The organism is Methylonatrum kenyense (assembly GCF_023195885.1).
Classification (GTDB): Bacteria; Pseudomonadota; Gammaproteobacteria; order Nitrococcales; family Aquisalimonadaceae; genus Methylonatrum; species Methylonatrum kenyense.
In genome coordinates this window covers 68,336-82,727 of sequence record NZ_JALPKO010000007.1, presented here as the reverse complement: position 1 = coordinate 82,727, position 14,392 = coordinate 68,336, and the positions used below count along the sequence as shown (strand labels likewise).

Annotated in this window: 17 protein-coding genes and 1 other RNA gene; 7 read left to right on the top strand and 11 right to left on the bottom strand. The window is 64.0% G+C overall.

Annotated elements, in window-relative coordinates:
• Window positions 1-2: 2 nt before the first annotated feature.
• The 6 genes from M0534_RS09725 (at window position 3) to M0534_RS09700 (ending at window position 5,719) form a co-directional block, all read left to right on the top strand.
• Window positions 3-950: a hypothetical protein gene (locus tag M0534_RS09725; RefSeq protein WP_248568232.1), complete on the top strand. Its 948-nt coding sequence runs from the start codon at window positions 3-5 to the stop codon at window positions 948-950.
• Window positions 947-1,906, top strand: coding sequence for a vWA domain-containing protein (locus tag M0534_RS09720; RefSeq protein WP_248568231.1), 960 nt, complete (start codon window positions 947-949; stop codon window positions 1,904-1,906). The genes M0534_RS09725 and M0534_RS09720 overlap by 4 nt, the downstream gene beginning before the upstream one ends.
• A complete protein-coding gene (locus M0534_RS09715; RefSeq protein WP_248568230.1) occupies window positions 1,903-2,469 on the top strand; it encodes a hypothetical protein in 567 nt (188 codons plus the stop codon). The genes M0534_RS09720 and M0534_RS09715 overlap by 4 nt, the downstream gene beginning before the upstream one ends.
• A complete protein-coding gene (locus tag M0534_RS09710; RefSeq protein ID WP_248568229.1) occupies window positions 2,466-3,323 on the top strand; it encodes a vWA domain-containing protein in 858 nt (285 codons plus the stop codon). Before M0534_RS09715 ends, M0534_RS09710 begins: the two co-directional genes overlap by 4 nt.
• 354 nt (window positions 3,324-3,677) lie before the next feature.
• Window positions 3,678-5,033 (top strand): magnesium transporter, encoded by a 1,356-nt coding sequence (mgtE, locus tag M0534_RS09705; protein ID WP_248568228.1) that lies wholly within the window; start codon window positions 3,678-3,680, stop codon window positions 5,031-5,033.
• A gap of 17 nt (window positions 5,034-5,050) precedes the next feature.
• Complete coding sequence (locus tag M0534_RS09700) at window positions 5,051-5,719, top strand: hypothetical protein (protein WP_248568227.1); 669 nt, start codon at window positions 5,051-5,053, stop codon at window positions 5,717-5,719.
• 79 nt (window positions 5,720-5,798) lie between these two features.
• Here the strand turns inward: M0534_RS09700 and M0534_RS09695 are convergent, their stop codons facing one another.
• The gene (locus tag M0534_RS09695; protein WP_248568226.1) at window positions 5,799-5,999 is read right to left on the bottom strand and encodes a DUF2905 domain-containing protein; all 201 of its coding nucleotides are present in this window, start codon (window positions 5,997-5,999) and stop codon (window positions 5,799-5,801) included.
• A 3-nt stretch (window positions 6,000-6,002) separates the two neighbouring features.
• The gene (rpiA, locus tag M0534_RS09690; RefSeq protein WP_248568225.1) at window positions 6,003-6,662 is read right to left on the bottom strand and encodes a ribose-5-phosphate isomerase RpiA; all 660 of its coding nucleotides are present in this window, start codon (window positions 6,660-6,662) and stop codon (window positions 6,003-6,005) included.
• An 83-nt stretch (window positions 6,663-6,745) separates the two neighbouring features.
• Here rpiA and ilvA point away from each other — a divergent pair, with 83 nt between their 5' ends.
• The gene (gene ilvA, locus M0534_RS09685) at window positions 6,746-8,308 is read left to right on the top strand and encodes a threonine ammonia-lyase, biosynthetic (RefSeq protein WP_345894718.1); all 1,563 of its coding nucleotides are present in this window, start codon (window positions 6,746-6,748) and stop codon (window positions 8,306-8,308) included.
• A 68-nt stretch (window positions 8,309-8,376) separates the two neighbouring features.
• On the opposite strand, the gene M0534_RS09680 is transcribed toward ilvA, so the two are convergent.
• The 9 genes from M0534_RS09680 to M0534_RS09640 form a co-directional block, all read right to left on the bottom strand.
• Window positions 8,377-8,907: an outer membrane beta-barrel protein gene (locus M0534_RS09680; protein WP_248568223.1), complete on the bottom strand. Its 531-nt coding sequence runs from the start codon at window positions 8,905-8,907 to the stop codon at window positions 8,377-8,379.
• A 240-nt stretch (window positions 8,908-9,147) separates the two neighbouring features.
• Window positions 9,148-9,669 carry a Slp family lipoprotein gene (locus M0534_RS09675; protein ID WP_248568222.1) on the bottom strand — a complete coding sequence of 174 codons (522 nt, stop codon included), beginning with the start codon at window positions 9,667-9,669 and terminating at the stop codon, window positions 9,148-9,150.
• Window positions 9,669-10,268 (bottom strand): Slp family lipoprotein, encoded by a 600-nt coding sequence (locus M0534_RS09670; RefSeq protein ID WP_248568221.1) that lies wholly within the window; start codon window positions 10,266-10,268, stop codon window positions 9,669-9,671. The genes M0534_RS09675 and M0534_RS09670 overlap by 1 nt, the downstream gene beginning before the upstream one ends.
• Before the next feature lie 77 nt (window positions 10,269-10,345).
• Window positions 10,346-11,932 (bottom strand): peptidoglycan DD-metalloendopeptidase family protein, encoded by a 1,587-nt coding sequence (locus tag M0534_RS09665; RefSeq protein ID WP_248568220.1) that lies wholly within the window; start codon window positions 11,930-11,932, stop codon window positions 10,346-10,348.
• Between the two features lie 372 nt (window positions 11,933-12,304).
• Window positions 12,305-12,793, bottom strand: a complete 489-nt coding sequence (locus M0534_RS09660; protein WP_248568219.1) for an EVE domain-containing protein — start codon at window positions 12,791-12,793, stop codon at window positions 12,305-12,307.
• A gap of 96 nt (window positions 12,794-12,889) precedes the next feature.
• Window positions 12,890-13,486, bottom strand: a complete 597-nt coding sequence (locus tag M0534_RS09655) for a 5-formyltetrahydrofolate cyclo-ligase (protein ID WP_248568218.1) — start codon at window positions 13,484-13,486, stop codon at window positions 12,890-12,892.
• A gap of 28 nt (window positions 13,487-13,514) precedes the next feature.
• Window positions 13,515-13,701: non-coding RNA, 6S RNA (gene ssrS / locus M0534_RS09650), on the bottom strand.
• A 98-nt stretch (window positions 13,702-13,799) separates the two neighbouring features.
• Window positions 13,800-14,102, bottom strand: a complete 303-nt coding sequence (locus tag M0534_RS09645; RefSeq protein WP_248568217.1) for a cell division protein ZapA — start codon at window positions 14,100-14,102, stop codon at window positions 13,800-13,802.
• Window positions 14,102-14,329 carry a TIGR02449 family protein gene (locus tag M0534_RS09640; protein WP_248568216.1) on the bottom strand — a complete coding sequence of 76 codons (228 nt, stop codon included), beginning with the start codon at window positions 14,327-14,329 and terminating at the stop codon, window positions 14,102-14,104. The genes M0534_RS09645 and M0534_RS09640 overlap by 1 nt, the downstream gene beginning before the upstream one ends.
• Window positions 14,330-14,392 lie beyond the last annotated feature (63 nt).

The following is a 14,392-nucleotide window of genomic DNA, read 5'->3' as shown; positions in this document are numbered from 1 at the left end:
GCATGCGGCTGCTTGCTTGTATCTCCCTGCTTCTCGTCGTGGTCGGGTCCGCGCTGGCGGAGACGGAATCGCGCCAGCAGGTCATCGGACTTGGTTGGGAAGCACAGCTGGAGGATGCGCCAGTCCCCGCGATCCTCGAGGGGCCGCGTCCATACGGCCTGTTCGTCGGCGACAGCTTTGAACTCGTCGTGCGTTTGAAGCTTGAGGATGGGCTGACGCTGGAGCCGGGCAGTATTCCGACGGCACGCAATTTCGCCGGCGGCCTGGAGCGGCAGCGTGTGCGTGTTGAAACAAAGCGGACTGACGGCGAGCGCGAGGCGGTACTGCGAATCCAGTACCAGATTTTCGCCGCGCCGGTGGATGTGCAGCTGCACGATGTGCCTGGCTTCACCCTGGTGCTGTCGGGCGATGGCATGCGCGTGGAAACCGCCGTGCCTGGCTGGCGTTTCGCCCTGTCACCCCTCATCGGTGAAGCGATTGACCGCACGCCGGGAGAGGGTCGGATGTTGCCGGGCGTGGCGCCGGAACCCAGGGACGCGGCGCCGGCGCTGCTGGGGTTCGCGCTTTGCACCGCTGGTGGGGCAGGCCTTGCTTTCTTCGTCTGGGGCTGGCCGTTGTTGCGGGACGGGCGGCAGCGGAACGCTTTCGCGCAGGCCCGACACGACATTCGCCAGCTGCGTCGTACGGATGGTCAGGATCTCGCGGTCCGGGCGGTTCGCCGGGTGCATCGGGCACTGGACGAGACCGCAGGCGAAACCCTGATGCTGCGCAGGCTGCCGGCCTTCATCCAAAGCCGGCCCTGGCTGCAGCCGGCCGAGGCGACTTTGCGCGAGTTCTTCGCGACCTCTGCCAGCGCCTTCTATCGGGAAGGCGCGACGGTCGAGTCGGTCGACCTGGACGAGCTCGAACAGTTGCTGCGCCAGTGTGACCGATTGGAGCGACGGCAGTGAGCGGTCTGGCGCTGGATGCCTGGTGGCCCCTGCTGCTGTTGCCGCTGGCGGTATTGCCGTTGCTTCGCTCGGGGCAGGATCGGCTGGTTTATCCCTGGCTGCCGTTGCTGCCGTCCGACCCGCTATCCCGTATTTCCGACTGGTTGATCCGCGGACTGGCGTCAGCGGCCATGCTTGCCCTGATCCTGGCGCTTGCCGGGCCGCATCTACCGGAAGAGATCGAACCGACGACCGTCGAGGCGGTGCAGGTCATGCTGGTCGTCGACCGCAGCCGCAGCATGGGAGACGACTTCGAGCAGGGGTCGCCTTACCGGCGTTACGAAAAGGCACGGGAGATGATGCATGAGATCGTGTCCCGTCGCCCGGACAACCTTTACGGGGTGATCGGTTTTTCCACAGCGCCGCTGCGAGCCATCCGGCCTACCGGGAACACCGACGCGGTGCGGGCGGCCATTGATGCCGCCACCGATCGCGGTCTGACCCTGACCGAAGTCGCGGCCCCGCTGGTGCAGGCGCTGGACAGTTTTCATGGCCACGCCGGGGCGTCCGAACGGGTGATCCTGCTGGTATCCGACGGCGAACTTGGCGTTGACGGCCAGCATGCGGTACGGCTTCGGCTGTGGAGTCGCGATGCCGGCGTTCGCTTGCACTGGCTGCGCTTTCCGTCGCCTTCGGATGACGTGGTGGGACGGCCCAGCGGCTGGCAGACGCGCGAGGCGGAGGGCATTCATTTCCCGACCGTGATGGGCAGTCTCGAAGTGCCGACCCGAGAAGTCTGGGCGAATGAGGAGGATGCCGTGGATCAGGTGCTGGCCGGTCTGGACGCCCTGGAGACGGGCCCGGTACCGATGCAGCAGGTAAGCCCCCGGCGCGAACTGGACCGTCCCCTTTACATTGCTGCCGGGCTATTGCTGTTCGCCCTGGTCGGCTTGCGCAGCATGGAGTTGGAACGATGACTCAGCGAAACCGGGCGGTGCGTGGACTAGCTGCGCTGCTGGTGCTGGTGCTGGTGCTTGCGGTCGGAGCGGTTCATTACGGCCGGCTCTGGCTGGATATGACAAGCTACAATCGGGCCCTGGCTTCCGGGGATGCCGATGCGATCGCCTGGGATGCCGCTCCCGAGCTGCTCATGGTCAAGGCCCACCATCTTGCCGAGGCCGGGCGGATCGACGAGGCGATCGCGGGATATCGACTGCTGGAGCAGCAGGTCGACGATGAACAGCTTGCAGCCGTTCTCTACAACCTGGGTACCACACATTTCCAGCTCGCACGGCAACTGTATGACCAGCCGCGGACCAACGTCGCGCCGGTAATCCAGCAGGCCCGGATCGCCTTCATGCGCGCGCTGCGCGCCGACAGCGATTTCTATGCGGCCAAGTACAATCTGGATTACCTCGGGCTGCCGCGGGCGGAGACGCCGGGCCAGACCGAAGGGGCGGTCGATGACGTTGCCGATCCGGAAGCGGGTGGTACGCACCGCTGGCAGCTGTTGCAGGAGTTTCCGGAGGGCATGCCATGATCCGCGGCCGCATTCGTCTGCTGCTGCTGATCGGTGCCCTTGCGCTGACGGTGATCGCCGTTTTTCGACCGTCACTGCCGGCCGAGCGGGAGGTCTTTCACTATCTGTTCGTGGTCGACGTCACGCGCAGCATGAACGTGCCGGATTACCTGCTGAACGGTGAACCCATCAGCCGGCTGGAGCTGACCCGTCGCAGCCTGCAGCGCTTCCTGCGGGAGGTGCCCTGCGACTCGAAGGTCGGCATTGCCCTGTTCTCCGGCTGGCAAACCGGCCTGTTGCTCAACCCGGTGGAGGCGTGCGGTCATCGGCAGGAGCTGACTGAACTGGTCTCGGATATCGACTGGACCCTCGGCTGGGTGCCGCAGAGTAACGTGCGACGTGCACTGGTCGACGGTATGGCACATCAACGGCGCATGGAGTCACCGCCGACCCTGGTGTTCATTTCGGACGGCGACGAGGCGCCGGCGTTCGGCGGCGCCGGCGGTTGGACCGGAGCCTCGGTGCCTGAGTTGGCCGCACCCGTGATTCTGGTCGGTACCGGGTCGGAGGAGGCATCAAACGTGCCCCGACTGGATCCGCGTGGCCAGTCCACCGGGTTCCTGTCGCTGCCCTCGGGGGCGGCGGCGGTATCCCGGCTGGACGAGGAGCATCTGGTCGGCCTCGCTGCCGAGCCGGACATCAGTTATCTGCGCCTGCGCGACGACGAGCAACTCGTGACTGATCTGCTGGGCCCGGAACATGCCACACGGCTGCCGGGCGAGCGCCCGCTGGCACCCCTGTTCGCGGGGCTCGCCCTGTTGCTGCTGGTTGCCGTTCATGTGCCGGCACTTGTCAACCGCGGTCCGCGTCCGTAGACTCTCGACCGTTGTCAAGCCAGAGGCGGTGAATCCGTTGGAACCGAGCAGTAGTCGATCTAACAGGATGGCGCAATAGCGCCGGCGCCCGCTTTAGACCCCCCGCGGTCACGAATCCGGCGTCGGCCGTGATTCGGTGACTGAACACCCCTGAATCCCCATTCTGCAGGACCCTCCGGTGCGTTTGAGCGCCGGTACCAGAGAAGCCATGTCTGTCATGGTCGCGTCTAATCCGTGTCCCACACTTGGGCGCTTGGAGACGCTGATCCCTGGCCGATGTCCGCGACCGGGTCCATCCAGGCTGCCCTCGATGCCTGCGCTGTCGCCGTCTCCCCAACCACAGGAGACGCAATCGTGGAAAAGACCGAACAGATTCTGGAGCTGCTGCAGCTCTTCCGCGCCGATCGCGGCGATCTCCTGGAACGCCTGCTCGAAGAGATGGCGGTCCAGGACATCGCTGATGCGATGCAGGACCTCGGGGCCGAAGAGATGGCCGCGCTGCTGCGCAAGGTGCCGGCCGAACGGCGGACACCGGTGTTCGCCTATCTGGCGCCGGGGATGCAGTTCACTCTGCTCGATCAGTTGCCGGAGGGCGACGCCCGGGCATTGCTCGCCGAACTTGTGCCGGATGACCGCACCGCGCTGCTGGAACGACTGGAGCCCGAGCAGTCGGAACGCTTGCTGAAGCTGCTGCCCGCACCGGAAATGCAGGAGGCCATGCGCCTGCTGGGTTATCCGGAGAGGTCGGCCGGCCGTCTGATGACGCCGCGGTTTCTCACGGTCAAGGAGGACTGGACCGTCGAACGTGCGCTGGATTACGTGCGTGACCGGAGCGCGGGCGGCGAGACCGTTAACGTCGTTTTCGTGGTGGACCAGCGCAATCGGCTGCTGGGCCGGATCCGGCTGCGTGATTTCGTGCTTGGGCGGCCATCCCAGCGCATCGCCGACATCATGCAGGACGACCCGGTCAGCATTATCGCCAGCGAGTCCCGCGAGGAAGCCGCCCGCCTGATGCAGCATTACGACCTGGAAGTGTTGCCAGTGCTGGACCAGAGCGGGGTGTTGCTGGGCATCGTCACGGTCGACGACGTCATTGACGTGGTCGAGGAGGAGGCCACCGAGGACTTCCACAAGATGGGTTCGGTGGGTGTGCTGAATCTCAGCCTGAAGGAGGCCCGCCCGAGCCTGCTGTATCGCAAGCGCGTCGGCTGGCTGGTGCTGCTGGTGTTCATGAACATTTTCGGTGGTGCCGCCATCGCCCATTTCGAGGACACCATCGAGGCGGTCATCGCGCTGGTTTTCTTCCTGCCGTTGATTGTTGACTCCGGAGGTAACGCGGGGTCCCAGTCTGCGACGCTGATGGTGCGTGCGCTGGCCACGGGTGATGTACGCATGAAGGACTGGTTGCGGCTCTGGGGCAAGGAGCTCGGCGTTGCCACGGCCCTGGGTCTGACCATGGGGCTGGCGGTGTCCACGATTGGTCTATGGCGGGGCGGCCCCGAGGTCGCGATCGTGGTTGCGCTGGCCATGGTCTGCGTGGTGATTGTCGGCAGCATGATCGGCATGCTGTTGCCGTTCCTGTTGACCCGCATGAAGCTTGATCCCGCGACGGCCAGTGCGCCGCTGATCACCTCCATCGCGGACATCTGCGGGATCATGATCTATTTCTCCATTGCCACGGCGGTGCTGACGCTGCCGGCCGGCGGATGACCAGGGAGGGTTTCGTTATGTGCAAGCTGCGTTATGTGATGTTGCTGGCCGCGGCCTTGTCGCCACTGGCGGCCCAGGGAGCAGGCCAGTGGGTGGTCCAGGACGCGGATCTTGCCGATCCGCGGTCCTGCGACATGGAGCTCTGGCACAGTGATTTCGAGGATGCGAATTTCGTGAACCTGGCCTGCCGCGGCACGGCACCGCTGCAACTGCTGGGTGAAGTCGAAATGCCACGTGGCGGCGACCGCGAAGCCTACCGGCTGGAGGGCAAGGCGCTCGGCCGGGAGCTGGAAACCGACGGCTACGGGTTAGGGCTCTTCGTCGCGGCCGGCTACGACAGCGACAGCCGCAATTGGGAAGAGGGCGAGGTGTTCGGCATGCTGACCCTGGAGCCGGTCGCCGACCGCCTGTTGGTGCACCTCAACCCAGGTGTAGTCTGGAGCCGGGAAGACAGTCGCTGGAGCCCGTTCTGGGGCGTGGGCGGCGAACTGGCCCTGTTCGGACCGGTGGAACTTGCGGCCGAGGTCTTCGGCGTCGACAACAATGCGCCGACGTTGCATGGCGGTATCCGGTTCGTGCTGTTCGATGACCAGGTGGAGCTGGACATCAGCTACTTCGAGGAAACCGAGTCCGGCGGAAGTGGTGGTTTCTCCGCCGGCATCGGCTTTCAGTTGGCACAGTTCTGAGGAAAGACTGGTTTATTCGCGGGTTCGCTTTCTAAACCGGCATCATCGGCACCGGGGTGCGTGAAACACCCCGGTGTTTTCATTTGCGGAACAGCCAGAAAAGCAGCGACAAAACCAGGCTGACCAGGATGCTGGTCATGATCGGAAAGTAGAACGTGCCGCCTTCCCGGCGAATGATGATGTCGCCGGGAAGCCGACCGAGCCCTATTCGCGAGATCCAGGGCCACAGCAAACCGATCAGGAGTACTGCGAGGCCAATGATGATCAGCGTGCGCTGCATGGTTCAGGCTTTCAGGGTCTTCACGCCGTCGGCTTCGGCCAGCAGCAGCACGTCGGCGCCGCGCATGGCAAACAGCCCGTTGGTGACCACGCCGGGCAGATTGTTCAACTGCTGTTCCAGCTTCATCGGCTCGCTGATGCGCAGGTCGTGGACGTCGAGGATCACATTGCCATTGTCGGTGGTGTATCCCTCGCGCAATACCGGGCGTCCGCCCAGCTTGACCAGTTGCCGCGCCACATAGCTCCTTGCCATCGGGATGACTTCCACCGGCAGCGGGAATGCACCGAGTGTCCCCACCATCTTGCTCTGGTCGACCATGCAGACGAAGGTCTTGCTGGCCGCCGCGATGATCTTTTCCCGGGTGAGTGCGCCGCCCCCGCCCTTGATCAGTTCCAGGTGGCGGTTGGTTTCGTCGGCACCATCCACGTAAACCGGCAGGTCGCCGGATTCGGTCAGCGTCATGACCCGGATGCCGGCCGCCTGCATCTTCTCGGTCGAGGCCTCCGAACTCGATACGGCGCCTGCGATCTGGTCGCGGATAGCGGCCAGTTCCTCGATGAAGAAGTTCACGGTGGAGCCTGTGCCGACGCCGACCACCTCGCCCCGCGGCACATAGTCCAGCGCGGCCCTGGCCGCAGCGCGTTTCAAATCGTCCTGATTCATCTGCTTCTCCTCAAATTGACTGCGGCCAATGATACGGTTCCTTCGGAACCGCGCCAATCGATGGCAGACGTGCGTACCGCCTGGTGTTTCCTTACACTGAGCGCCCCACACAGTCCGAAGAACAAGAGCCTATGAGCCGAAGCTACCTGGAGCGCATTCTCACGGCCCGTGTCTACGACGTGGCGATCCAGTCGCCGCTGGATCCGGCACCGAATCTGTCGGCGCGGCTGGATAATCGCGTGTTGCTCAAGCGCGAAGACCTGCAGCCGGTGTTCTCGTTCAAGCTGCGCGGCGCCTACAACAAGATTTCGAGCCTGCCCGAGGAGGCCCGGACCCGCGGCGTGATCTGCGCCTCGGCCGGCAACCATGCCCAGGGTGTGGCACTGGCGGCGCGGCAGATGGGGATCAAGGCCGTGATCGTGATGCCGCGGACCACGCCGCAGATCAAGGTACAGGCGGTGCGGCGTCTGGGTGGCCGTGTCGTCCTGCATGGCGACGGTTACGACGAGGCGGCGGCCCATGCGGCCAAGTTGATGGAAGAGCGCGGCATGAGCTGGGTGCCGCCGTATGACGATCCGGACGTCATTGCCGGTCAGGGCACCGTCGCCATGGAGATCCTGCAGCAGCATCCGGATCCGATCGACGCGATATTCGTTGCCGTTGGCGGCGGTGGCCTGATGGCCGGTGTCGCTTCCTACGTCAAGCACCTGCGTCCGGACATCCGTGTGATTGGCGTCGAGCCCGAGGATGCCCCGACCCTGTACGAGTCATTGCGCCGGAACAAGCGTGTCCAGCTGGAGCAGGTTGGACTGTTCGCCGATGGCGTCGCCGTCCGCCAGCTGGGCAAGGAACCTTGGCGCATCTGCCGTCAGCATGTGGACGAGGTGGTGCTGGTCAATACCGATGAAATCTGTGCCGGTATTCGCGACATCTTCGACGACACCCGCTCCATCGTCGAGCCGGCCGGTGCACTCGGCGTCGCCGGTATCAAGAAATACGTGGAGCGCGGGGGTGTCAGCGGGCAGACCCTGGTTTCCATCAATTGCGGCGCCAACATGAACTTCAGCCGGCTCGGGCACGTGGCCGAGCGTTCGGAGGTCGGCGAGCACCGCGAGGCGGTGCTGGCGGTCACGATCCCGGAGCGTCCGGGCAGCTTCCGGCAGTTCTGTCAGGCCATTGGCCAGCGCGGCATTACCGAGTTCAACTACCGTTTCGCCGATCCGAGCCAGGCTCATGTGTTCGTTGGCGTGCAATTGAACGATGGCCTGGAGGAACGGGACAAGCTGGTCGCCAGCCTGATCGAACAGGACTACCCGGTGCTGGACCTGACCAACAACGATCTGGCCAAGACCCATGTGCGGCACATGGTGGGTGGTCATGGTCATATGGTGGAAAACGAACTGTTGTACCGTTTCGAGTTTCCGGAGCGGCCCGGTGCGCTGCTCAAGTTCCTGACCCGGTTGGGCAAGCGCTTCAATATCAGCCTGTTTCACTACCGCAATCATGGCGCGGCCTATGGCCGCGTGCTGGTGGGCGTCCAGGTGCCCCCGGCCCAGCGCGGGACATTCCTCGAGTTTCTCGACAAGCTGGATTACCGCTATCACGAGGAGACCGCGAATCCGGTTTACGGGCTGTTTCTGAGTTAAGGAAAAACTGGTTTATTCGCACGCCTGCGTTGGAGACCGCATCGGCGGGCGCCGATGGCGTGGATCGATCAGAACGAGAATTGCAGGTTCATCGTGCCGATGTCGAGCTCGCTCTCGTCAAGCTCGTAACGCTCGTACTCGAAGCGCATGTCCAGTTGTTCCGCCAAGCCGAAGCGCAAGCCGATGCCGTAGTACAGCTCGCGGCTGTCTCGGCGACCCGAGACGCTGCGCGGACTGCTGCCGGATTCGTCCCAGAACATCTGGCCGATGCGCGCGTAGGGGGCCAGGCCACTGCTGAGCGGCATCGACAACAGGCCTGAGAAACTCCAGCCGGCCATGTCATCGCCACCCGGTTCCCGGGCACCGCGCGCACCGAGATCCTGATAGCCGAGCTCCAGCGAGACAAACGGATTGACGCGCAGTCCGCCACTGATTCGCCAGTGGTCGTCATCGCGGAACTGGTCGCTGCGGAAGTCGTCGAAGCCGCTACTGTAGCGGTGCGGTTCAGACAGGCTGTCGCCGCCAAAAGATTCGAATTCGGGCGTCAGGTACTGCTGCGCCTGGGCGCTACCAAGCGCGCCGCAGCAGGCGAGAGTCACGACCAGAAGTCCGCACTGTGTTGTTTTTCTGTCCATCTTGCTTCGCCTGCGAGCCTGTCGCTGCCTCCCGCCGAACAGTTCCGCCATTCACAAGGGCGGAAATGCGCTGACGCCACAACGGTTTCTTACCCTCAACTATATACCCGATTTGCAAAAAAAACACAGATAATTTTGTTTTGTTGCAGTAATGAGACAGCTATCGCAAGGCCGTCAGCTCCTTGTCCCTCCTCACAATGCCTGTCATCGCGAATAGATGACACCGATGCCGACGTTGACCCGGGGGCCGCTGCGGTATCGATCAGTGCGCGCGGCATCTTCCGGCCACAGATGCAGATCCTCGGCAATCACCACCGGATAGGTGTAATCGGCATCCCCGACCTTGCCGTCGCGATTCGGTGCAAGTCGGCCGCGAACCGTGACCAGCCTGCCGGTTGTCCAGTCTCCGGGTTCGAGATACGTGGCGTACTCGACCAGGAAACGGCCCTGGGACTGGCGCCGGTGTGCCGGCAGCTGCCGCTGGTCCAGTGGGTAGGCCAGCAACTCGATTTCGGTGCCGGCATCCTTGGGCGTGGTCTCGATGATGCGACCGCCCCAGACGACGGGCTCGCCACGGAAGTTGTCGCGCCCAGCGGCAACCGCTTCCGCGGTCAGGTCGGTCCGCGCCGCAGCCAGGTCATAACCGGGTCCCGTGGCGCAACCGGAAAGCAGCAGCGCCAGGCAGATCGCGGTCAGCAGCAGCGGTGTGAATCGACGTCGTGCCATTATCGCCAGTGGTGCCTTGGGTGCCTGGGGAAGAACGGATCATAGTGCGAGCGCAGGAACGGGTCCCGGTAGTACCAGGGGTCATAATAATACGGTGGCGGTAGCGGCCGGAGTTCCGGCCAGAGGTGATGGCCCTGGACCCTGACCCGGGGATAGGGATAGTCATGTTCCCCGACCTTACGTGCTTCGGTGCCGTCCAGCGTACCGACCACGGTGATCTGGCGGCCTTCTTCATAGACGGCCGGATCCAGGAAATCCTCGAACACGGCAAGGAAGCGGCCGCGGCTCGTGCTATCGCCAACGGGCCGACCGTCCCTGCGCAGGTCCCGGCCAACCACCTCGATCAGTGTCGTGTCACTGCGATTCTCGACCGCTGCGATCTGGCCCCCGAACCGTACGCTCGCATCCTTGACCGCATCCGGCTGGTGCCGGGCCTGCTCGAGGCTGGGCGGATCGGCGGCGAGCTCGACATCGAGCGCCTCGGGCATCGCGGCGCAGGCGCAAAGCAGAAAAGGCAGCACTAGCAGGCCGAACACAACCGACCGCCGCAGGTGATGCGGCGTCCGGTCGGCAAGGCTTCGCGGGGTATTGCGTGGCATCACGGCGCTCGAACGGCGGCAGGAGTGGTTTCCCTCTCAACCTAGACCGTGTTCGAAGGCACCGGTTCCGGCCCAGGTCAGTCCTCGCCGCGCGCTGCCAGCTGGGTTTCGGCACCGTCCTGAAGCTGGGCGAGGGCACCGGCAGTGTGCTGGCGGAAGGCCGTCATCTGCGAGTCCGGCACCGGCTCACCGGTGGGCAGGTCAATCGACATCGGATCGTAATGATTGCCTTCCACCATGAACTCATAGTGCAGGTGCGGCCCGGTGGCGAGGCCTGAGCGACCAACGTACCCGATGACTTCACCCTGTTCCACGCGACTGCCATTGCTCAGGCCGTCGGCATAGCGGGACATGTGGGCGTAGAGGGTCCGGTAGCGGTTGTTGTGCTGGATGATGACCGTATGGCCATAGCCACCCTTGCGCCCGACGTGGACCACACGGCCGGCACCGGAGGCCATGATCGGTGTGCCGGTGGGGGCGGCGAAATCGGTACCCAGGTGCGGGCGCCGCTCGCCCAGCACCGGGTGCATCCGGTTGCGATCGAAACCGGAACTGATGCGTGCATTCTGTACTGGTCGGCGGATAAAGGCCTTGCGCAGGTTTTCACCGTTGGCGCCGTAATAACCGACCGTGCCGTCTTCCTGCTCAAAGCGCAGTGCCGTGTGCCGACGGGAACCATTAATCAGCTTTGCGGCGAGGATGCGGCCGTCGTTGACCATTTCGTCATCGAGGAATTCGGCCTCGTACACGATCGAGAAGGTGTCGCCCTGGCGGATGTCCCGATTGAAATCCAGCTGCCACTCGAAAATGCTCATGAACTGCATCACCTGGCGCTGGCTCAGGCCGGCGCGCCGGGCCGAGACGAAAAGCGAGCGGTCGATGGTGCCGGAGGCTTCCACCACGCGGGTCTCGAGCACTTCCTCGACGATCCGTGTGCTGAAGCCGTCTTCCGCATCCCGTTCCACGACCAGGGTGCGAACGCTGTCCATCGCGTAGCGCAGACTCTGTAGACGGCCATCCTTGTCGACGTGGAACAGCAGTTCGTCGCCGGGATAGATCCGCCGCAGGGCCTTGACCCGATCATCGGCGTTGGTGACCCGGTGGGTTTCCTGGGCGCTGATGCCGGCCCGACTGAAAATCGCCGAGAGGCTGTCACCGGAACGGACGGTGACCTTCTGGTAGTCGGGTTCGGTATCCGGCGCCAGCTCGACAATCCGCTTGAAGACGAGCAGTTCGCCGGTGGCGATATCATGCAGCCGCGGCATCGGCAGAAGGCTGTCGAGGACAACGCCTGGCTGCCAGTCCCGAGGAGTCGCGGCGGTGGCTGATTCCTGTTCCGCTTCGTCGGTGCTGTCGGCGACGGCTTCGTCAGCCTGCTGCTGGTCGGCCTTGTCAGCCCGTCCGTCGCCCAGTGGTTTTTCCGGTTTGTCGCCGGCAGCCTGCTCATCGCTGTCGGCAACGTCCAGGGCGCGCGATCCGGTTTCGTTCCCGGCTTCGCCGGGCACCAGGCTCGCCGGTTGCGGGGCCCTGGCCAGACCAATCACGAGTCCGATCAGAATGATGCCGTAAAGGAGGGGAGCCAGCCTTTTTCGGAGGCGGTGTCGTCGGTTGAAGCGCGGACCATCAAGTTTGAAATCAAGATCGGTCAGTCGCGTGCCCTGCACACCATACCTCCAGGAATCGGTTAGGCCCGCAGTGCAGATACACACTCCCCCGAGTGAGTCGACGCGGTTCCGCGCGCGTTCTTGTTATCTGCCCGACAGGAATTGATCAAGGCTGCAACTTACCCTATCCCTTTGTCCCACTCAAGTGCAGGAATCTGACGCAACATATTGCGTATGCAGGAGTTTTGCGACCAGCCCGGGTGTGGCCAAAAAGCGACAGCACCAGATGAGGGCAGGCTGACACCTAAATGAAACCTCTGCGGGACGTTTTTTCGGGTTGGCGACAGTGCGTGTTGCAGAATATCCACACATGTTGCGGGCCATGCTGCAGCGGCCAAACCCTGCTTGCCAGGCCGTATTACCGCGAACGATTCAGCGCCGTTCGGCCTCGGCAGCAGGCACATCTTCCAGCGCCAGTATCGCTTCCCACTCGTCAGCCTCGACCGGCATGACGGACAGTCGATTGCCTTTCTGCACCAGCCGCATGTCGGCGAGCTCGGGGCGCGCCTTCAGCTCGTCCAGGGTGATCTTGCGATTCAGGCGTCGCTTCAGGGTCACATCCACCATGAACCAGCGTGGATTGTCCGGATGGCTTTTCGGATCGTAGTGCGGATCCTCCGGGTCGAAGGCCGTGTGATCCGGATATCCGGCGCGGCTTATCTCGACGACGCCGACGATGCCGGGCGGTTTGGTGTTGGAGTGGTAGAAGAACGCCTGGTCACCGACCTGCATCTGGTCACGCATCATGTTGCGCGCCTGATAGTTGCGAACACCGTCCCACGGCTCCGTTTGCCCGGGCCGTTCGGCAAGGTGATCGATGCCAAACACGTCCGGTTCGGACTTCATCAGCCAGTAACGCACGTTGGTCCTCCCTGTCGCGAATGGGCCGGCGAAGGCTGATGCCTTGCCGCGCACAGGCGTTTGCCTCCGGCAGTAAACCAATACCGGACTTCGGCTTCAACGGAAGCGGCGCAGGTCCAGCTCGGTGATCACACCGTGCAGTGGCACGTCCCAGGCTTGGGCTGGCAACTGCGGGACTTCCTGGAAGCCGAAGCCGACGCCCAGCAGGAGCGGGCGGCGCCAGCCCTGCTGCCGTTGCAGGAAGGCGAAGCTGCGGTCGTAAAAACCGGCACCCATGCCCAGCCGGTTGCCGGCACCATCGAATGCCAGCAAGGGGGTAAGGACCAGGTCCAGTTCCCGCGGCTTCAGCCTTGCCGCCCGCGCTCCGGGTTCGCCGATGCCGAAACGGTTGGGTCGCAAGCGCGTTTCGGCGGTGATCTCCCGAAACCAGAGCCCGCGTTCACCGAACGGCTTCAGCACGGGGACAACGATCCGCTTGCCCTGCCGTCGGCCTTCCGCCAGCAGCGGCCGCAGATCCGGTTCGCCGCGGTGGGGCAGAAACAGTGCCAGGCGACGCGCCTTTTGCCAGGGCAGCAGGCGAGAAATCGTGTGACACAGTTTGGCGCTGAGCGCATTGCGCGCCGCCGCCGACAACTGTGCGCGTTGCTGACGCATGGCGCGGCGTATCGCGCTGCGATCGGTGTCAGGGCTCATGGGAATCGGGCCGTTTGGTCGTGGACAGACACCCCCCGCCTGCGCCGTCCCGGCGTCGCCCCTTGAACCCTGTGGTTCAGGTGGGGAGGACGACTGGGGCCTTAGGCTTTCCGCTCCTGGCGGACATGCACACCGGCGTCCAGCACGCAGCTCCCCGGGCGAAAAAGTTGAGGCTCAAGAATCGCTATGCCGGATCTCGAACGCCGCAGGGGGTGCCTGGCTCCATGGTGGGGCCAGCAGCGCCGCGGTGCAAGCCGTAGCTTCCATCTGCAGGCGCGGCCCGCGGTGGGTGGCGCGGATGGGTGGGTAATTGCTACTCCTTGGTCGGCAGGACGCTGGCGATCCGCTGACTCATGGTCTGGATCCGGTCCTGTACCAACTGGCTGATGTCCGCGCCGTCCTCGGTGGTCTGCAGCATCTCGTGGGTGATATTCAACGCCACCATGACCGCAATGCGGTCGGCCCCGACCACCTTGCCGCTCTTGCGTACTTCGCGCATGCGCCGGTCCAGGTAGGCGGCCGACTTCATCAAATCGTTCTTTTCATCCTCCGGACAGGCAATCAGGAACTCCTTGTCCAGAATGTGTACCTTGACCGGTTCCACCGTGCGTTCCATCAGTGCTGCTCCATCGCTTTGAGTCGGCTGATCATCGCCTCGATCCGCGATCGTGCGAGCTCGTTCTTCTCCAGCAGACCGGCGCGTTCCGCATTCAGGCTTTCCTGGGACTGGCGCAACACGCGATTTTCCTCGCGCAGCCGAAGGCACAGCTCAACCAGTTGGTCGACTCGCTGCTCGAGAAGCTGGAGGTCCTGACGAATCTTTCCTGCGTCCGCGTTATCCATGGTCTGCCGCGTTGCTCCCCCTGTTTGCCAACGCCGGTCCGGCGCCGGCAGCAAGCCGCCGGC